The 19,995-nt window shown below is 36.3% G+C and carries 23 protein-coding genes; 6 read left to right on the forward strand and 17 right to left on the reverse strand.

From position 1 onward, the window contains the following. Nucleotides 1–43: 43 nt before the first annotated feature. The gene (locus tag DW761_RS16540) at nucleotides 44–1,384 is read right to left on the reverse strand and encodes a dicarboxylate/amino acid:cation symporter (RefSeq protein ID WP_117451665.1); all 1,341 of its coding nucleotides are present in this window, start codon (nucleotides 1,382–1,384) and stop codon (nucleotides 44–46) included. A gap of 345 nt (nucleotides 1,385–1,729) precedes the next feature. On the opposite strand from DW761_RS16540, the gene DW761_RS16545 reads away from it, so the two are divergent. The 4 genes from DW761_RS16545 (at nucleotide 1,730) to DW761_RS16560 (ending at nucleotide 5,130) form a co-directional block, all read left to right on the forward strand. Continuing rightward, nucleotides 1,730–3,079 (forward strand): ATP-binding protein, encoded by a 1,350-nt coding sequence (locus DW761_RS16545; RefSeq protein ID WP_117518800.1) that lies wholly within the window; start codon nucleotides 1,730–1,732, stop codon nucleotides 3,077–3,079. Between the two features lies 1 nt (nucleotide 3,080). Continuing rightward, nucleotides 3,081–3,464 carry a hypothetical protein gene (locus DW761_RS16550; RefSeq protein ID WP_199485647.1) on the forward strand — a complete coding sequence of 128 codons (384 nt, stop codon included), beginning with the start codon at nucleotides 3,081–3,083 and terminating at the stop codon, nucleotides 3,462–3,464. Nucleotides 3,465–3,627: 163 nt separating this feature from the next. Continuing rightward, entirely contained in the window at nucleotides 3,628–4,512 is an 885-nt protein-coding gene (locus tag DW761_RS16555; RefSeq protein ID WP_117518801.1) for a DUF368 domain-containing protein, read from the forward strand. A 75-nt stretch (nucleotides 4,513–4,587) separates the two neighbouring features. Beyond that, a complete protein-coding gene (locus DW761_RS16560; RefSeq protein ID WP_147323330.1) occupies nucleotides 4,588–5,130 on the forward strand; it encodes a hypothetical protein in 543 nt (180 codons plus the stop codon). Nucleotides 5,131–5,188: 58 nt separating this feature from the next. Here DW761_RS16560 and DW761_RS16565 read toward each other — a convergent pair whose 3' ends face one another. Genes DW761_RS16565 through DW761_RS16630 form a run of 15 tightly spaced genes read right to left on the reverse strand, consistent with a single transcriptional unit; the run spans nucleotide 5,189 to nucleotide 17,060 of the window. Continuing rightward, nucleotides 5,189–5,881: a lysophospholipid acyltransferase family protein gene (locus DW761_RS16565; protein ID WP_117451655.1), complete on the reverse strand. Its 693-nt coding sequence runs from the start codon at nucleotides 5,879–5,881 to the stop codon at nucleotides 5,189–5,191. A 3-nt stretch (nucleotides 5,882–5,884) separates the two neighbouring features. After that, nucleotides 5,885–6,229, reverse strand: a complete 345-nt coding sequence (gene acpS, locus DW761_RS16570) for a holo-ACP synthase (RefSeq protein ID WP_117451653.1) — start codon at nucleotides 6,227–6,229, stop codon at nucleotides 5,885–5,887. 2 nt (nucleotides 6,230–6,231) lie between these two features. Beyond that, complete coding sequence (locus DW761_RS16575; protein WP_117518803.1) at nucleotides 6,232–6,894, reverse strand: biotin--[acetyl-CoA-carboxylase] ligase; 663 nt, start codon at nucleotides 6,892–6,894, stop codon at nucleotides 6,232–6,234. 1 nt (nucleotide 6,895) lies between these two features. Beyond that, entirely contained in the window at nucleotides 6,896–7,324 is a 429-nt protein-coding gene (gene fabZ / locus DW761_RS16580; protein WP_117518804.1) for a 3-hydroxyacyl-ACP dehydratase FabZ, read from the reverse strand. A gap of 3 nt (nucleotides 7,325–7,327) precedes the next feature. Continuing rightward, nucleotides 7,328–8,563: a beta-ketoacyl-ACP synthase II gene (gene fabF, locus DW761_RS21215; protein ID WP_199485648.1), complete on the reverse strand. Its 1,236-nt coding sequence runs from the start codon at nucleotides 8,561–8,563 to the stop codon at nucleotides 7,328–7,330. Then, nucleotides 8,564–9,295, reverse strand: a complete 732-nt coding sequence (gene fabG, locus DW761_RS21220) for a 3-oxoacyl-[acyl-carrier-protein] reductase (RefSeq protein ID WP_117451645.1) — start codon at nucleotides 9,293–9,295, stop codon at nucleotides 8,564–8,566. A gap of 4 nt (nucleotides 9,296–9,299) precedes the next feature. Continuing rightward, nucleotides 9,300–10,226, reverse strand: a complete 927-nt coding sequence (gene fabD, locus DW761_RS16590) for an ACP S-malonyltransferase (RefSeq protein WP_117518805.1) — start codon at nucleotides 10,224–10,226, stop codon at nucleotides 9,300–9,302. A 15-nt stretch (nucleotides 10,227–10,241) separates the two neighbouring features. Next, nucleotides 10,242–11,291, reverse strand: coding sequence for an NAD(P)H-dependent flavin oxidoreductase (locus DW761_RS16595; RefSeq protein WP_117518806.1), 1,050 nt, complete (start codon nucleotides 11,289–11,291; stop codon nucleotides 10,242–10,244). Continuing rightward, complete coding sequence (locus DW761_RS16600) at nucleotides 11,281–12,234, reverse strand: DUF561 domain-containing protein (RefSeq protein ID WP_117518807.1); 954 nt, start codon at nucleotides 12,232–12,234, stop codon at nucleotides 11,281–11,283. Before DW761_RS16600 ends, DW761_RS16595 begins: the two co-directional genes overlap by 11 nt. Before the next feature lie 13 nt (nucleotides 12,235–12,247). Further along, complete coding sequence (locus DW761_RS16605; protein WP_117518808.1) at nucleotides 12,248–13,222, reverse strand: beta-ketoacyl-ACP synthase III; 975 nt, start codon at nucleotides 13,220–13,222, stop codon at nucleotides 12,248–12,250. Continuing rightward, on the reverse strand, nucleotides 13,209–14,144 hold the full coding sequence (locus DW761_RS16610; protein ID WP_117518809.1) for an acetyl-CoA carboxylase carboxyltransferase subunit alpha: 936 nt from the start codon (nucleotides 14,142–14,144) through the stop codon (nucleotides 13,209–13,211). The genes DW761_RS16605 and DW761_RS16610 overlap by 14 nt, the downstream gene beginning before the upstream one ends. Then, nucleotides 14,125–15,009, reverse strand: a complete 885-nt coding sequence (gene accD / locus DW761_RS16615) for an acetyl-CoA carboxylase, carboxyltransferase subunit beta (RefSeq protein WP_117451633.1) — start codon at nucleotides 15,007–15,009, stop codon at nucleotides 14,125–14,127. The genes DW761_RS16610 and accD overlap by 20 nt, the downstream gene beginning before the upstream one ends. After that, complete coding sequence (accC, locus tag DW761_RS16620; RefSeq protein WP_117518810.1) at nucleotides 14,993–16,357, reverse strand: acetyl-CoA carboxylase biotin carboxylase subunit; 1,365 nt, start codon at nucleotides 16,355–16,357, stop codon at nucleotides 14,993–14,995. Before accC ends, accD begins: the two co-directional genes overlap by 17 nt. After that, nucleotides 16,354–16,791, reverse strand: a complete 438-nt coding sequence (locus DW761_RS16625) for an acetyl-CoA carboxylase biotin carboxyl carrier protein (protein ID WP_117451629.1) — start codon at nucleotides 16,789–16,791, stop codon at nucleotides 16,354–16,356. Before DW761_RS16625 ends, accC begins: the two co-directional genes overlap by 4 nt. Before the next feature lie 44 nt (nucleotides 16,792–16,835). Further along, on the reverse strand, nucleotides 16,836–17,060 hold the full coding sequence (locus DW761_RS16630; RefSeq protein ID WP_117451627.1) for an acyl carrier protein: 225 nt from the start codon (nucleotides 17,058–17,060) through the stop codon (nucleotides 16,836–16,838). 338 nt (nucleotides 17,061–17,398) lie between these two features. Between DW761_RS16630 and DW761_RS16635 the strand changes: the two genes are divergently transcribed. Both DW761_RS16635 and DW761_RS21225 read left to right on the forward strand, forming a co-directional pair. Next, complete coding sequence (locus DW761_RS16635) at nucleotides 17,399–19,024, forward strand: hypothetical protein (RefSeq protein ID WP_117518811.1); 1,626 nt, start codon at nucleotides 17,399–17,401, stop codon at nucleotides 19,022–19,024. 60 nt (nucleotides 19,025–19,084) lie between these two features. Beyond that, complete coding sequence (locus DW761_RS21225) at nucleotides 19,085–19,246, forward strand: hypothetical protein (RefSeq protein WP_199485649.1); 162 nt, start codon at nucleotides 19,085–19,087, stop codon at nucleotides 19,244–19,246. Between the two features lie 54 nt (nucleotides 19,247–19,300). Here DW761_RS21225 and DW761_RS16640 read toward each other — a convergent pair whose 3' ends face one another. Beyond that, nucleotides 19,301–19,915 (reverse strand): hypothetical protein, encoded by a 615-nt coding sequence (locus tag DW761_RS16640; RefSeq protein WP_117518812.1) that lies wholly within the window; start codon nucleotides 19,913–19,915, stop codon nucleotides 19,301–19,303. Nucleotides 19,916–19,995 lie beyond the last annotated feature (80 nt).

Genomic DNA, 19,995 nt, shown 5'->3' on the forward strand with positions numbered 1-19,995 from the left:
TTTTTTGATTTTCAAAGTGCTTATTCGTTACAGCCCCATTTTTTTAAGAATGATAAGTTTCCTCGTCTAATAATCCTTCTGATTTTGCGACAAAGACACTAGCAGAGCTGTCACCAATTACATTTAATGATGTTACCAGCATTTCAATTGGACGATTAATTGCTAGAATCAATGAGTACGCAAGCATTGCCGCATCATTGGTATATCCTAAACCAGTTAAGATTGTAAATAGGATTACTGCACCAGCACCAGGTGCTGCTGGTGTTCCAATAGAGGCAACCAACGCGAGGGTTGCGATAATCGCTATATTACCGATTGTAACATCATAACCTGCTGTTGCTGCAATAAAGATTGCCGCAATGACCTGCATAATCGCTGTGCCATCCATATTAATGGTCATACCTAAAGGTAATACAAAGGATGCAATCTCCTCACTGACACCCAATTCTTCTACGGTTGTTTTTTCATTTAAAGGAAGTGTTGCCGCAGATGATGATGTAGAAAATCCAAATAAAGAAACCTTAGCCATTTTACGAAGGAAAGGTAGTGGATTTAATTTGGTTGTCACAAATAAAATCAACGCATATCCAAAAATCAGGAACAATAATAATGTTAATATGGTTGTTATTACATATGCCGCAGCTGGTTTTAAATGATCAATTCCATAAATTGCGAAGGTTCTTGTTAACAAGAAGAAAATCGCCATTGGTCCAAATTTTGTAATGACAAAACTTAAGAATACCACAACAATATCATTTACTTCCTGTAACAGTTTCTTTAACACTTCAATTTTTTCACCTAATGTATTGATACAGATACCTACACAAACAGCTAAGAATACAATACCCAATACACCGCCATTATTGGTAAATGCACTGGCAATATTGTTTGGTACTGCCTGTAAGATTACCATTAAAGGATTGCTTGCAGTAGAACCTGTTCCACCAGCTAATGTAGAGTTAATTTCAACTTCAAATAAACCTGCGTGATAAACGCCAAAACCAACAATTCCTGCCACAATCAAAGCAATAAATGAAGTTAAGAAGAAATATCCAATCGTTTTATAAGAAATTCTTCCAAGCTTCTTTGTATCTGATATATGGCACATTGCAAGTGCTATACTTGTAAACACCATAGGAATGATGATCAGCTGCAACGCATTGATAAATAACTGTCCTAAAATATAGAAGATACCTACTGCATTTGCATTTTCTTCTTTTGAGATATCCGCAAACAACAGATTGTTGATCGTGTTCCATGTTTCGTTATATCCATTCCCCAACATGTATTCACGAAGGACGATACAGCCAAAACCAGCTGCCAAACCTAGAATCATAGCAATTGCCATACGTTTTGCGAGCTGCTTGCCATTTATTTTTTTCATATTCAAAACTTCCTTTCAAATAAAAAAACCTTATTCACCCGGTATGATGGAATAAGGTTATATAGACTTCATATAAAAACACGCTGCTGTGTTTGTTTCCTTTTCTACCTCTCGGGTAAAATTAAAGGTATTCTTTTTTCCATGTGCAAGTATAAAGGAAATCTTAGTGATTGTCAACAAGGTATTTTATCAAAGGATAGGATAAAAATACTATTTCATTAATCATTATCATATTTTTATCGATATTTTTATGCATATTTGCATATTTTTATTGATATTTTTATGTATCATTGCATATTTTTATCGATTGATGTATACTAAGCATAAGAAATGAGGTGTTGATTCATGAAAAGGCAAATAGAGAATGATTTAATCAAATGGAAAAAAAATCCACATAAAAAACCGCTCATTATTAAAGGAAGCCGTCAAGTAGGTAAGACATTTTGCATTCGTGAATTTGCAAAAGCACAATATCACGATTTTATTGAAATTAATTTTGAAAGAAATTTAAAAATGGTAGATTTATTTAATAAAACCCGAGAACCCAATGAATTATTAGAGTATTTGAAAATCACCTATATGGATAGCGTATTTGATGAAAACACGCTTTTATTTTTAGACGAAGTCCAGGCATGTCCAAGTGCTTTAACAACCTTAAAATTTATGAGTGAATCATTCCCTTGTGACATTATCTGTTCTGGAAGTCTTTTAGGAATAGCCATTGCTTCCACTTCATCTTTCCCAGTAGGGTATGTAGAAACATGGACACTTTATCCGATGAGTTTTCTTGAATTTTTAGATGCTTATGGATTACCTGATGATATAATGAAAAAGATCAATCAATCACTTGATAATTTAAAAAAAATACCAGAAATCATACATGAGAAAATGAATGAATTATTCACCACTTATATGATGACTGGTGGCATGCCCGAAGTTGTGTCCACTTATATCAAAACAAAATCTTATCGTGAATGTTTAACAATTCAAAGAAGAATTGTGAATGATTATATCAGTGATATGGCTAAATACGCTCATGCAAGTGATAAAATCAAAGCTAGAGAATGTTTTCTATCTATCCCCATACAATTGGCCAAAGAAAACAAAAAGTTCCAATATGGTGTAGTAAAAAAGGGTTATAATGCAAGATATTATGATTCCAGCCTGCAATGGCTTCAAGATAATGGCATGATCATCAAAGTTAATCGTTTATCCCATATATCAACGCCTTTAGCAAGTGCTGTAGAACTTCCTATCTTTAAAGTCTATATGGCAGATGTTGGGCTATTCATCTCTCAATTAGAAGATGGAGAAATACAAAAAATCATAAGTGGCGATTTAGGTATATTCAAAGGAGCTTTATATGAGAATATGGCTGCGCAGATATTTCAAAGAAAACATAAGAAATGCTATTACTTTGAACCAAGCCAGACAACAGAAATTGATTTCATTATAGAATATGAAGGTGAAATCACACCAATTGACATAAAAGCCGGTTTAAATACAGCTTCTAAATCCTTTAAGAATTTTGTAGAGAAATATAAACCAATCCATGCATTCCGTTTTTCACAAAAAAATATAGGGATAGCTAAGGAAGGTAATATTGTATATCTTCCATTATATTTACTAGAAATCTTGTTGGAACATGAGGTTCCTATTTCTTTTGATTTACCTATAAATAACGAGGAATCATAACATGATAAAAAAAGATGATTGGAAAACATTAGAAATTCCTACACAATTTGAAACCTTCTTCTTAGAGAGAACATTAACAAAAAAAGATCTTGCATATATCAAAGAAGGACACCGCCCTGAAGAAATGGAAGATAAATGGTTCATGTATTGCGAAAACAATAAGTTATTCATCCATCGAAGCTGGACAGGTTATTGTATTTATATTGTGGAATTATCTGACAATGGTAAACTGAAAACCATTGTTAATCGTGATCCACAACAATATAAGGAAACAGATATTGAACAAGACAAATTGCAATTATATATCCTTATAAACCGTTTAGTAAAACAAAATGAGGAAAATGCACGTTTGATGAAGTTATTTTTTGAAAGAAGAAAATCATAATACAATCATAAAATAGTTGAATTATCTATCAGAAAAATGCTTAACTACATCCTTAAAAAACGTATATCCATCATTTTACGAAATCTTAACAAATCTTTTGTATTTTATTTTGGAGTTTCTAGCTTTTTCCTGTATAATTATACTTGCGCAAAGGAGGAAGTTTATGGTTTTAAATTTTATTAGAGGCTTTTGTATGGCCTTAGCGGATAGCGTACCTGGAGTGTCTGGGGGTACGATTGCTTTCCTGCTCGGCTTTTATGATAAATTTATCGGCTCTTTAGATGCTTTGATCGCTGGTGATAAACAGGAAAAAATTGACGCAATCATCTTTTTATTGAAATTAGGCGTTGGATGGGTTATTGGTTTTTTAAGTGCTGTCAGTGTACTTGCCAATATCTTCGATACTTATATTTATCAAATTAGTTCTTTATTTATCGGATTTATCTTGTTCGCAATTCCCATCGTTATAAAAGAAGAAAAAGAAAGCCTGATATTCAACTGGAAAACGATTCTGGCATTTATCGGTGGTGTAGCACTTGTTGCATTCATTACGTATTTCAATCCGGTAAGTGGAAGTGAATCTGGTGTAAATCTGGCACAGTTAGATATTAGTTTAATATTATATGTATTTGTCGCTGCCATGTGTGCCATTTCTGCTATGGTACTACCTGGAATCAGTGGTTCTACATTATTGTTGATTTTTGGATTATATGTTCCTATCATTTCCGCAATTAAAGCGGTAATGGGATTTGATTTATCTTATATCCCAATCCTGTTTGTATTTGGATTAGGTATCATCACTGGTGTTGTTACTGTGGTTCGTTTAATTAAATGGGCACTTGACAAACATCGTCCTATCATGATTTTCTTAATCATTGGTATGATGATTGGTTCCTTCTATGCAATCGTTATGGGACCACAAACATTAGCTACACCAAAGCCACCATTAAGTATTGATACATTCAGCATCATCTGGTTTGTTGTTGGTGGTGCTATCATCTTTGGTTTACAGAAGATGAAAACTATGACGACAAAAGAAGAAGCATAAACATCACTCTAAATATGGAGTGATTTTTTTATGCGTTATGGTAAAATAAACATAATGAAAATGGAGGATAAGAAAATGATGGCAATCAAAGATTTTATAAAAGACACATCACATTTAAATGAAGCTGCTTTAGTAGATATTTCTGATCAATTATGGCGAATAGGCAGTCTTTCAGAAATCAAACAACAAGTAAGTCATGAACTTTTCATTTTACATATCAGTATGAATATGATTGGCAATTGGAAAGGTGAAGGATGGTGGGGTGTCATTAGTGAACAAGCTGAACTTGTACCTTATATTCCAGAAACTTTACAGGCTTTACAACTAAATCATTTGAAAACAGCTTTTGAAGATGTCATTTCCATATTCCCTGCGTATACGCTCTTTTCAAATGATAATGAATGTTATTATGATATGATCAATTTCTTACAAAACGTTCGTTTCAAAGTAACAGATGAACAATTATTAATGATTCCTTCTGAAAAGAGAAAAGAAATGGTCACATCTATCAAACAAAAGTTAGATATATTGGAAGATCTTACAGAGCCATTATGGGGATATGGCGCAGAATCGGATGGCTGGATACAAGTCATAGACTATATTAAAACACAATTATAAAACCAATATAAAAACAAGCAGGATCATATCAAAATTATAATTCCTGCTCATTTTTATATTATTTTTGATGAAATGCATCTAATTCTCCCTGCATTTGTTCTTGTAGCTGTTTGATCATACCATCCACTTTTAATGGCTTATATGCTTCAAATGGGATGGCTTTTCCTATATGCATGTGAAAGGTTCCATGTTGTTTTAAAAGTCGCTTATAATCAAAAGAATCGCATAATACCACGGGCACGATATAACATTTTGCCATGAATGCGGGTTGGATACTGCCTGCCTGCATCTGTTTCATCACTGTGCCTTTTGATCGAGTGCCTTCTGGAAAGATCAGAATATTTTGACCAGCTTTTAAGCGTCTGGTTGTTTCCCTTAGCATATGCACGGCACTGCCTTGATCTTCACGATCAAAATAGATCAATTCAAGATTCTTACTTAAACTAGATAAGTATGGAATCTTTTTATTTTCGGCTTTTGACACGAATGTAAATGGCACATGGATGCCGATTTCCAACATAAACAAATCAAAAAAGCTTTGATGATTGCTGACAAACAGAATACTGCCATCGCTTGGCAATGCATCTTCCATTTCCACATCTAATTTGATATGCAACAGATGAAAACATCGTTTACACCATTTCGCAATGTGTAAAAACCGTTCTTCAAATGATTTTTTACGTACCATGAAGCATCCAATCCATGATATCGGAATCAGCCACAGCAAGTGCAGACAATATACATAAAACATAATTTAAGACCCCTTTGTCAAAACCATTGCATAAGCAATGGCATATTCTTTTTCATGTGCAATGGATATCATAACATCATAATCAAAGCATGTACACACAGGCGCTCCTGTATCATCCTGAAGTACTTCAATGTCTGATATCGTACAATCCACAACCTTGTGAATTGCTTTATAAATCGCTTCTTTTGCCGCAAAACGTCCGGCAATCCATTCGGCTTTGCGTTTATCCGGATATTGATTAGCGATTTCCTGTTCTTTTTCACTCAGAATTCTTTGTATCACCGGTTTATTTAATGCATTTGCAATTCTTGATATCTCTACGATATCGCATCCAATCCCTATGATCATAACTACTCCTTCTCATAAATCGCCTCTAATGTGATTTCTTCACTTTTCAAAAGGCGTATGGTATCCTGATGATGTACACGAAGATATCCATGTTCTTCAATGCCATCTACCTTCCATATTATACCATCCAGCAGGATGGATCTGCCAGATAAATAAGAATATTGTGAAATGGAGGATAATAGAAAAGATGATTTTGCCATCATTAACTGATCATATTGTATTAATATCTTCTGTAAAAGTTCCTCTTTTGGCAAACTGACATAATCTGCTTTTGTAAGCAAATTATCTTTTTTACTTAAATTGATACCAATTCCAATCACTGTAGCGACCTTTTGATTGCCTTCATAAATACTTTCAATCAAAATGCCACATAGTTTTTTGCCATGAATCAGGATATCATTTGGCCACTTGACAGAAGTCTGTATGCCATATTGTTTTAACGCAAATACAACAGATAATGGCGCAATCAGTTCATTGGGATAATCATTTTTTAGAAGAATGGAAAATGTCAAATCTTCTTTACTTTCCCATACACGGTCAAAGCGCCCTCTGCCCTTTGTTTGTTTGTGGGCCAGAATGACGCTGTGATCTTGATATATATGATATTGTTGTTTTAAGACATCATTGGTACTGGATACTTCATCAAAAGCATAAATTGTAAACATATTACTTATCGCTTACGGCAAACATCATTTCAGCTGAAACAGCTACTTCTCCATCTACACTAGCAACAGCCTTTACCCATGCGATTCCCATACGTTCACGAATGACTTCTGCTTCTAATCGAAGCACATCTCCAGGAATGACCTGACGTTTAAAGCGGGCTTTATCGATACCGGCAAATAAACCGATTTTCCCTTTGTTTTCTTCTTTACTCAACAGCATTACTGCCACTGTTTGTGCCAGTGCTTCTAATTGAAGTACACCTGGCATGATGTGTTTTTCAGGGAAATGTCCAAGAAACTGCATTTCATTTGCGCTGATGCATTTTGTACCTACAACTTTATTTCCTTCAATGGATTCAATACGGTCCACCAATAGAAATGGGTAGCGATGAGGAATGATTTCCTGAATTTCATTACTGTTATATAACATGACTTATTCCTCCCATCTTTTGATAATGATACTTGCATTATGTCCACCAAAGCCTAAAGAGTTAGACATGGCAACACGAATATCTGCAGTTTTACCTTCGTTTACCACAAGATTTAAATCACATGCAGGATCGCTTTTTTCATAATTGATTGTCGCTGGCACAAAGCCTTCTTTTACTGCAAGAGTAGAAATAATCGCTTCTAAAGCACCACTGGCACCTAACAGGTGTCCACTCATAGATTTTGTGGATGAGATATATGGTTTATAAGCATCTTCTTGAAATGCTACTTTGACTGCTAAGGTTTCACTGGAATCATTTAATGGTGTAGATGTTCCATGGGCATTGATATAATCAATATCCTTTGTAGTTAAGCCTGCATCTTTAATTGCCATACCCATTGCACGAGCTGCGCTTGTTCCATCCGCAAGTGGTGCGGTAATATGATTGGCATCACATGTTGAACCATATCCTACGACTTCTCCATAGATTTTCGCATGACGTTTTAAGGCATGTTCCAATTCTTCAAGAATCAGCACACCGCCGCCTTCTCCCATGACAAAGCCTTTACGTTCTGCATCAAATGGAATACTTGCACGGTTTTTATCTTCCCCTTCATGTAAGGCACGCATGCTCGCAAATCCTGCGATTGCCACAGGTGTAATCGCTGCTTCACTGCCCCCGACTGCGACAATATCTTCATATCCGTCACGAATTCTGTGAAATCCTTCCCCAATTGCATTGGTACTTGCTGCACATGCTGTTACCACACTAGATACATTGCCATGAGCACCCATATCGATTGCTACACTGCCTGCCGCAAGATTGATTAATGACATAGGAATAAAATATGGGGATATTCTGCTTGGTCCACGATTTTCAATTGTTTGGGAAGCTCCTTCAATTGTGGAAATTCCACCAATGCCACTACCTAAAATCACCCCAAAACGATCGTGATCAAAATCAACATCCTGTAATCCACTATCTTCATATGCCTGTTTTGCGGCAATTCTGGCAAACTGGGTAAAACGATCATTAAATTTTAAATCACGTTTGGTAAAGTATTGCTCCATATCCAGATTTTTTACTTCACCTGCAAGCTTTGCACGATATTCACTTGGATCAAAGTGTGTAATACGATCAATTCCACATACGTTTTGTTTTACATTTGTCCATACTTCTTCTACATTATTTCCAATCGGTGATACAACACCCATTCCTGTAATTACGACTCTTTTCATTTACATCACCATCCCGCCATCTACATTAATTACCTGGCCTGTTATATATGCACTTTCTTCACTACACAAAAACTTCACTACATTAGCAACATCCTGTACATCGCCAAATCGTTTTAATGGAATACCGGATAACATTTGTTTCTTTACGGTATCATCTAATTTCTGTGTCATTGCGGTATCAATAAATCCAGGTGCAACAGCGTTCACACGGATACCACGGCCTGCAAGTTCTCTTGCGACACTTTTGGTAAGTGCAATCACACCGCCTTTACTTGCTGCATAATTTGCCTGACCTGCATTTCCCATAATACCTACCACACTGGCCATATTCACAATACAGCCACTTCTTTGTTTCATCATCTGACGTGTCGCATAACGAATGCAGTTATAGCATCCTTTCAGATTGACATCAATGACAGAATCAAAATCTTCTTCACTCATGCGAAGCAACAAGTTATCTCTTGTAATACCGGCATTATTGACAATCACATCAATATGTCCATAAGTATCAATGATTTCTTTCATCATCGCTTCTACTTCTTCGCCTTTGGCAACATTACATTTGATTGCTTTATGATGACCGCTTGGATCAAGTTGTGCCAATACGTTATTTGCACTTTCTTCACTGTTGGAATAATTGATAATCACATCATATTCTTTTGACAGTGTTTTTGCAATACATTCTCCGATTCCTCTGGATGCACCGGATATAAAAGCTGTTTTTCTTTCCATACATTTATCCTTTCAATGCTTCTACACATTCTTTTAATGTGGTCATATCTTCTACATGTAAGATTTTTACATCATGTCCTTTACAGCACTTTTTCACAAAACCACTGATTGTTTTTCCAGGTCCTACTTCAATAAAAGTATCTACCCCATCACCCAGCATATTGGCAATCGTCTGTTCAAAATAGACAGAGTGTGCAATCTGTTTGCTTAAGATATCAATCAAAGGCTGATTCTCAATGTTTCCACTGATATTGTGATATACTGGAATACTTGGTTTCTTTAGATCATAGTTTGATAAAACATCATGTAGTTTAATGGCTGCATCATTTAATAAGGAGGAATGAAATGCTCCAGATACCGCAAGTGGAACTGCACGGCGTGCACCTTTTTCTATACATAGATCTTTGGCTTTATCCACTGCTGCTTTTTCACCTGTGATTACAATTTGTCCCGGACAGTTGTAATTGGCAATCTCACAAACACCAATAGATTTCACTTCTTCACATGCTTCTAATATAGAAGCTTCATCTAACATTAAAATCGCATACATAGAGCTGGTTCCTGCTGGTAAAGCATTGGCCATGATTTTTCCACGCTCTCTTACGATTTTTGCGCCATCAGAAATAGAAAATGCCTTAGCATAACATAATGCCGCATATTCTCCAAGACTTAATCCAGCCACAACATCTGCCTGTATGCCATATTCATGCAATACCTTGGCAAGTGCCATGCTTGTCACAAAAATAGCCGGCTGTGCATATTGGGTATCATCCAGTTTTTCTTTAGGACCCTGAAAGCATAGATCTTTGATATCCACATCTAATTCCACACTGTCAAATACTGCTTTCGCAAGTGGATCTGTTTCATATATTTCTTTTCCCATTCCGGGTGTTTGTGCACCCTGTCCGGCAAATAAAAATGCTGTTTTCATACGTATAAATCCTTTCTATTCACCAAATAATTCGTGAATCAATTCATGTACCGTTACGATTTTATCAATACGATATGCATTTGCTCCTGCAAACACCAGACCTTCTTCCACTTCACCTTTTACAGCATGTATCAATGCTTCACTGATACAATATGGTGTGGAATCAATTTTACAAGGCAACATACAGCCAATACAATGGGTTGGTATTGCACGCTTGTTTTCATGCTCCTTCATAAAAGGTGTCATAATGGCACGTCCAGGCAATCCAGCAGGACTTTTCACAATGGCGATATCTTCTTTTTTCGCATTCACAAACATCTGTTTATAACGCTCATCTGCATCACATTCTGTCGTAGCGATAAAACGGGTTCCCATCTGTACCCCATAAGTGCCCATGCTTTGATAATGTTTGATATCTTCTTTTGTATAGATACCCCCAGCAACAAATACAGGAATCTTTCTTGCGGCCTCTTCTTCATATGGTGGAAGCAGTGCTAATACATCTTTTAAGATATCATCTAAAGAAGCATACGATTCATTCAATACTTCTTCTTTTTTAAAGCCTAAGTGCCCTCCCGCAAGTGCTCCTTCAATTACGATAAAATCAGGAATACGGTTACTGTGGCGTTTCCAGCTTCTTAAAATCAGGGAAGCTGCTTTTCCACTACTAACGATTGGGGCTAATAAAATATCTGCATCTTTAACGATTTCAGGCAGATGTAATGGTAGTCCTGCTCCGGATATAATGGCATCCGCACCTGCCTCTACACATGCTTTGACATAAGTTTCATAATCACGGGATGCGACCATGACATTTACAGCACAAAGCCCTTTTCCTTTTGACAATGCTTTGGCTTTTTTTACTTCTTCTATGATGGCCTCCACATTGCATGCTTTACTGTTTTGCCAGAAATCTGGCTTGCGATATCCTGGATGAGCAGCTGAGATAACCCCCATGCCACCTTCTCTCATAACCGCACCAGCTAGTTTGGATAAGGAAATTCCTACACCCATGCCACCTTGTATGAGTGGTATTTCTAATGTATCTAAACTTTTATTTCTCATAGACAAGGCCTTTCACTTTTTCCTCTAGTGTTTTTATTTCTTCTTGACTTTCTTTAACAAGTTTTTCTAATATTTCCTGTATGCTTAAGATTTCATGTACCATACCAGCAACCTGTCCCATCATTACAGAACCATGCTTCATATCACCATCAAATACGGCACGACGAAGTCCGCCAAGGGTTAATTTTTCCATTTCTTCTTTTGGGGCATTTGCTGCTTCCAGCTTCAGATACTGTAATGCCATCTGATTCTTTAAGATACGAACAGGTGTTCCAGCACTTCTACCAGTTACCACACTATCCATATCTTTTGCCTTTAATACGGCTTTTTTATAATTTTCATGAATTGGACATTCATGGGATGCCAACAGGATCGTACCAATCTGTACCCCGACAGCACCTAAGGATAAAGCAGCATTCATCTGTTTTCCACTGGCAATTCCACCAGCTGCGATAACTGGAATATTAACTGCCTCTACAACTTGTGGTACCAAAGACATGGTTGTTGTTTCTCCAACATGCCCACCACTTTCGCCACCTTCAGCGATGATTCCATCGACGCCGGCTTTTTCCAAACGTCTTGCGAGTGCCACACTTGCCACTACAGGAAAGATTTTTGTACCACTGGCCTTTAATGCTTCAATATAAGGACCGGGATTTCCTGCTCCTGTCGTCACAACTGCCACTTTTTCTTCACAGATTACTTTCATAATATTTTCTGTATCCGGATTCATCAACATCACATTGACACCGAAAGGTTTATTGGTTAATGCTTTACAGGTACGAATGGCTTCTCTAGTTGTAGTGGCATCCATTGCACCGGTTGCGATAATACCAAGTCCACCACTATTGGATACACATGCCGCAAATTGTGGAGTTGCGATATTTGCCATCGCTCCCTGGAAGATTGGGTATTTGATATTTAAGAGTTCATTGATCATCATAATGCTTTTCTCCTTACAGTTCTATATAGGCTCCAGCCCAGCAAAATCCTGCGCCAAATCCTGTTAGAACGATTTTCATGCCTTCCTTTAACAGGCCTTTTTCCTGCATTTCGCCTAATGCCAAAGGAATACTTGCGGCACTGGTATTCCCAGTTTCCGCGATATTGATATATACTTTCTCCATATCGATATGCATACGTCTGCATACATTGTTGATTATTCTAAGATTTGCCTGATGAGGCACGATCCAATCGATTTCATCCAATGATACATTTGCTTGTGATAATACATCTTCGATTGCTTCTTTCATAGCGTTAACAGCAAAGCGGAAAGTTTCACTGCCATTCATACGTACCAGCGTCGGTGTATACACCTGTTTAGAAAATAATGTTCTTGGTAATGGTGCATCTGCATGAATAATGCCTTCATGATCCCCTTTGCTAGAAGCAAAATGAAGCATTCGATTATCACAAGGCTCTTGTTTTACAACAGCAGCTCCTGCCCCATCCGCAAAGATGATACAAGTTCCACGATCTTCCCAGTCTAATTGTTTTGATATGACTTCCGCACCAATCACAAGTGCAGAATGTGCCATATCACATGCTAACAGGCTGTGAGCAACTTCTAAGGCATAAAGAAAACCACTGCATGCCACATTGATATCAAAAGCCATGACTTTTTGTTCATTCATGCCTAATTTATGCTGAACCATACAAGCCGTGGAAGGTGTAGTATAATCGGGTGTAAACGTAGCGACAATAATCAAATCAATATCCGTATACGCTACAGCGCTGTGATCTATTGCCATACGTGCTGCACGAACTGCTAAATCACTGGTATTTTCTTCTTCACTGATATATCGGCTTTTGATACCGGTACGGGAAGATATCCATTCATCATTGGTATCCACAACCTGTGCAATATCATCATTGGTAACTTTGCGTTTTGCCTTGGCATATCCAAAGCCTTTGATTCTACATGTTTTCATACGCAAGTCCCATCTTTCTGAATTTCGCATAGCGTTTTTCTACCAGGGTATCCCCACTTAACATGTTTAGCTGCAACAATTCCCGATATAATTCTTTATCTAAATGATCACATACCAGATCAAAGTTTTGATGTGCTCCACCAAGTGGTTCTTTGATGATGGTATCAATAATTCCTTTTCGCTTTAAATCAGCCGCAGTAAGCTCCATGACTTCTGCTGCTTCTTCTGCACGTTTTTCATCCTTCCATAAAATTGAGGCAAAGCCTTCTGGTGATAATACGGAATATATCGCATTTTCTAACATCAGGATTTTATCCGCAACGCTGAATGCCAGCGCACCACCACTGCCTCCTTCACTTAATACAATGGCAATCACAGGTGTACGCAAGCCTGAAAAAACTTCCAAACACTGGGCAATGGCTTCTGCCTGTCCACGTTCTTCTGCACCTTTTCCAGGATATGCACCAGAAGTATCTACCATCGTAATGATGGGACGGTGAAATTTTTCAGCCTGTTTAGCCAGGCGAAGTGCTTTACGATATCCTTCTGGATGAAGCATACCGAAGTTCTTTTTCATATTTTCTTCTAAGGTCTTACCTTTACTTTGTGTAATCAATGTCACAGGCATGCCATGAAAATTCGCAAGTCCTGCCACACAGGCACCATCATCTCCAAAAGCACGATCGCCATGTAGTTCAATAAAATCATCAAACAGTTTTTCTACATAATCACTTGCTTTCGGGCGTTTTGGATGACGTGCTAAATATACAATATCCCAGGCACTTAAGGATGCATATGCCTGTTCTCTGATTTGTGTGATTTCTTTTTGTATCGCTTCTTTTTCAAACAGATCCTGTTCACCCAAAGAAGCAAACCGCGCTTCTAATGCAGCGATTCTAGCTTCACTTTCTCTTACCTGCATAAGCACTCCTTTCATGCATCTTCAATATCTGATACAATACTTTTTTCGCATCTTTACGCTCTACGATTTTATCGATAAAACCTTTCTCTAATACAAACTCTGCCTTTTGAAAATCATCTGGCAGTTCTTCTTTTACAGTGGATGCAATTACACGTTTACCCGCAAAACCAATCAGACATTTAGGTTCTGACAAAATGATATCTCCTAACATCGCAAAGGATGCGGATACACCACCGGTCGTTGGATGCGTTAAATAGGATATATATAATAAGCCAGCATCACTGTGTTTCTTTAAAGCGGCACTGGTTTTTGCCATTTGCACAAGGGATGATATTCCCTCTTGCATTCTAGCACCACCACTGGTGGTAAATAAGATCAAAGGCAAACGATTACTCGTCGCATATTCAATCGCACATGTTACCTTTTCTCCAACGATGCTTCCCATACTACCCATAAAGAAATTAGAATCCATGATACCAAGAACACAACGCTGACCATAGATTTTTCCAACACCTGTGACTACCGCTTCTTTTAAACCGGTTGTTTTCTGCAGGCGTTCTAATTTATCTTCATAACCGGGAAAATCAGGCACCTGTTTTAAATGCATCCCTTTATTAAATTCCTCAAAGCTTCCATCATCTACAATCTGACGAATACGCTCATGTGCTGTAATCTTGATTGGAAAACCACAGTGAGGACATACATAGTCATTATGCATCAAATCCTCAAACAAAGAAGTTTCCTTACAGTTGGGACAGCTGTGGAACAGATTGTCTGGTATATCAATCGGATCTTTATGCAGGGATTGTTTTCTGCTTTTGAATAAATTCAACCGATCTTTTCTTGTTTTAAATAATTGTTCCATCCTCGCTCAACTCCTTAATAAAGGTTTCCATAAACCCGGTATCATATTTACCTGATACAAATGTTGGATGATGCAGCAGTAAGTATTGAAATTCAATGTTGGTTTCTACACCTTCAATGATTAATTCTTCCAACGCTACACGCATTTTTTTGATACATTCCAAACGATTATCTCCAAAGGTAATCAGTTTTAAAATCATAGAATCATAATATGGTGAAATCTCATAGCCACAATATACAGCCGTGTCAATACGCACATTTCTTCCACCAGGGAAATTAATAAAACTGATTTTACCAGGACTTGGCGCAAAATTCATTTTGATATTTTCCGCATTGATACGACATTCCATCGCATGTCCCAAACATTTGATATCTTCCTGACGATATGATAATTTCATACCTTCTGCTATCTTGATCTGTTGTTTGATTAAGTCGATACCAGTAATCATTTCACTGATGGTATGTTCTACCTGAATACGGGTATTCATTTCCATAAAATAATAATTGTTTTGCGCATCCAGTAAAAATTCTATCGTTCCAACACTGTCATAACCGACAACTTTACAAGCATGCACGGCATCTGCCAGCATTTTTTCTCTTGTTTCCTGTTTCAGTGTATGACATGGTGCTTCTTCTAACAATTTCTGATTGCGTCGCTGACAGGAGCAGTCACGTTCAAATAAGTGACACACATTGCCAAACTTATCTGCCATCAGCTGAACTTCCACATGTTTAGGTTCCAGAATGTATTTTTCCATATACACGCCATCATCACCAAAACAAACACGTGCTTCACTTCTTGCGGTTTCATAGGCATCCTTTACTTCTGATTCTTTATAAGCTACTCGCATGCCTCGTCCACCACCGCCATTTGCGGCTTTGATCAATACTGGATAACCGATCTTATTCGCCGTTTCCAGCGCCTCCTGTGCTGTTTCAATTAAATCTTTACTTCCCATGATCACAGGAATACCTGCGTCCATCATTTTCTGACGAGCATGATTTTTATCACCCATCGCTTCAATTACATCAGGATTAGGACCAATAAAAGTCATCCCACACTGCATAACCAGACGGGCAAACTTGGCATTTTCACTTAAAAATCCAAAACCTGGGTGAATACCATCACATCCGGTCATACAGGCAGCACTTAAAATATTTTTCATATTCAGATAACTGTCTGTGCTTTTGGCACCACCAATACAGACTGCATAATCCGCAAGCTGAACATGTAATGCCTCTTTATCCGCAGAGGAATACACTGCGACCGTTTCAATACCCATTTCTTTACAGGTACGAATGATACGAACAGCGATTTCTCCACGATTGGCAATCAATATTCGCTTCATTTTACACCTTCCACAATGCGCATCAGCTCCTGATCAAATTCCACCATGGAATCATCTGTCACCAGAATCTCCGCAATTACACCATCCATTGGCGCATGGATTTCATTCATGACCTTCATCGCTTCAATAATGCAAAGTACATCACCTTTTTTCACCTGCTGGCCAATTTCCACAAACGGTGTACTGCCTTTGGCACGTGATTGATAAAAGGTTCCTACGATTGGTGCCTTTACCCAATATCCTTCTTTTTTGGTTTCTGTTTTTTCTTCATTAACTTCTATTGTTTTCGGCTGTGATACAGGTGTTGAAACAATCTGCACATCACCAACCGGTTTTTCCATTTTTAATTTAATATCACTTGCTTCTATTTCCATACGGGATAAATTTGAATTTTCAAATACCGCAATTAATTCCTGAATCTCTTTCGTATTCATATGTGTACCTCCACAATTTTAAAAAAGCCAAGATATCTTGGCTCTTATTGTTTGCTTTCTAATAATTTCACGATATCTGCGACTGTAACTAATTTAGCTAATTCATCATCTTCGATGCGTACATCAAATTCTGTTTCCAGTTCTAATGACAATTCAACAGCAGCCAAAGAATCGATACCTAAATCATCCTTTAAATTTGCTTCCATTGTAATTACATCTTCATCTACATTAATAGCTTCCACTAATACTTCTTTTACTTTTTCAAACATATTTGTTCCTCCTGTACTTTGCTAGTAACGAATACTAGATTAACACTTCTTGTTTCCAATGTCAATACTTTTAGTTTCAATTACTAGATTACTTTGTAAAAAAAACTTTATAGCTTTTTTATATGTTGTTTTTTAACTGTCGTTGTCCGAATTCCCAGTTTTTACTTTGAAATTCAAATCGATTATAATACTTTGATATTCAAAAGTAAATACTTTGATAAACAAAATTTATAAAAAACGTTCACTTTTTTCAAATTTATGAACTTGAGATGTAAATGAAATCGATTTCTATAACTATCTATGATATAATAATTGAAAAAATATGGAGGGAACATTTTATGCAATCACAAATCCAATATGTCAGAAATCATATTGAAATCGCAAAAAACGAAAAATTTATCGCTTTGATGTTTTTATTAAGCTTACTTTTCACAAGTGTATCACTTTTCTTTGTCGTTACCAGCTTTTCCTGGTTTATTGATACGATAAAATATAATATCATGTATCAGGAAACATTTTATATCACAACCTTATTCCTGTATATCTTATGCTTTATCTCAACGATTATTTCTATCATAATTATGCTTCGTCATTACCTGTCTTATTGGCATAAGCGTTTATATCTGATAGAACGTTGTCACCATGTCGGCTTACTTCTTCTTACCATGATTCCAGGATTTCTTGCTTTGACATATACAGCAGCAGCTTCTCGAAATTTTGACTTTGATATCATGGATATTGCATGTTTTTCGATTATGATATGTATTCCAAGCTTTCTACTTTATAGATTGCACATATCCCATCGCATTGAAAAAAGTATTTGGCAAATCAAAAGTTTCAACCTTAATGCCTTTAAATTATTATTTTGTTTCTTTTTTATGCTTTTGATTTGTACGGAAATGATGCTTTCAAGGGAATATATAATACTCACGTTTTCTATATCCTGCACTGTTCCCTGTATTTTTTTCACTTGCCTTGCTTGTCGCTTTTTGTTTGCGCATCATCTTTACCTTAACGCAAAAGATGACATGGTAGAATTTGAGTGTTATGAATATAATGCCGATGCATTTGAAGATCACAGTGCGATAAAAGAACGTTTGATTATTCTTAATTCTGGTAATCTATTGTTAGCAGAGGATGTAATGGAAGAATTTGATTTTGATAAAGCAAAAGTAAGAACAGCTATATTAAAAAACGAGTATATCCATGTCTTTTCAGATGAAATGTATTTCAATATCGATTACCTGCATTTATTACTTCAAAGACTGGCGTATGAAGATATCGCATTTCGTGTAGAACGCTTAAAAAATGGTACATGGCAGCCATATACACAAGCAGACTATGATGCAATTCAACCAGAAAATATCCAATGTAAGCCAAAATCTGAAGACATCCAAGCACCTGTAAAGAAAAAGCCACGTAATGTTGAAAAGCTGTCTTTATCACAGAAAATAATATATACACCATTTCTGATCATTTACTTTACCTTTATATTTTTATTTCCAGTTAATTATTATCGTCCCGTCAACTGGATGTCTAAAAAAGCTTTAAAAAAGACATATCATGTTTTTACATATCGTAATATCCGTACACTTGGACATATCTTTATCGTATTCATTATCATTATTTTGCTTTTGTGCAATCCATCTTTATTTGAAAGCCTGGCAAATAATATTGGCAGTGCAACTGCCCCCCTTTATGGTATGTGCATCTTGTTTTTTATTGGAGAGCTTATTCACTTTCCAATTTATATGACACAAATAGAAAAAGCACTAACAAAAACACAGCATCAAACACATAACTATTTTGTTTATGCATTTATTCTTTATTTAATTTCAATTACCTTTAAAATGTTCACACGTGGTATACAAAAAGGACTTTCTCAAATCTTTATTTTAATTTTATCTGTTGAAGCCGCAAGAAGTATCATCTTGATTTATCGATTCATTAAGCATAAACGTTGATTCCTGTTCTATCTTTTTAAGTAAATACAGCGTATAATGAATATAACGAAAGGAGTTCATATGAAAAAAGAAACATTAAAGCTTTGTAACGTATTTTTGCTGGGGATAATTACAGGATTTCTATTAACCCCCATTCGTCGTGGTGTAAATGTGCATGTTGAAAATAATGGATTGCCTTATACAAAATGTAAAAAGAACCAACAACAAAATTCCCATCAATAAAAAAATGTCAATACTTCCAGTAAACACTAGATTTATTGACATTTTTCTTTTGCTTTATAATGCTTCACTTTGAAATTTCACTGTGATTGCATAAAGATTCAACATATCTTTTGTAATGTATTTTTCAGGTTCTTTATATGCATCTAAAGATAATCCCATCGTACTTGTTCCATCTGTAACCTTTTTGGTTTGTATAATCAATAAGGGTATTTCTTCATCTATCTGAAAGCTTGTCTTTTCACTTAAACTAACCATTCCTCTGCTATAACTTTCTTGATCATCTTTAATTTTAACTGGTTCATCAGGATATGTGGATGATGTGGATGTTCCAGATTCATCCTGTAAGACTGCTTTCATAGACACAGGATCAATCTTTAAGTCCACAAGGATATTTCCTTCACCTTTTTTCACCTGTCCATAGTGTGCATAAACTGATTCATATCGATGATCTTTCCATTCCCACAATTCAACCTTCGCACCTTTACAATCCTCTTTAAGATCATAAGATAGAAAAATAGGATAGGAGTTATTATCATTAAGTAATTGAGAAATTAATTCTCCCTGTTCATTTAATTCTATGGGGCCTAGATTATTTTCTTGCGTTTTTTGACTGCAACCACTTATGATGAATAATACTGCTGTCATAATGCCTATTATTAGTTTTTTCATAACAATCCCTCCTTGTTATGTTTCTACTTCTATATTAACATAAATATTCTATTATTCGATAAGATCAGGAAAAATAAGTA

Origin of the sequence: Absiella sp. AM29-15 (genome assembly GCF_003434225.1) — a bacterium.
In the GTDB taxonomy this organism is placed as follows: Bacteria; Bacillota_I; Bacilli_A; order Erysipelotrichales; family Erysipelotrichaceae; genus Hoskinsella; species Hoskinsella hominis.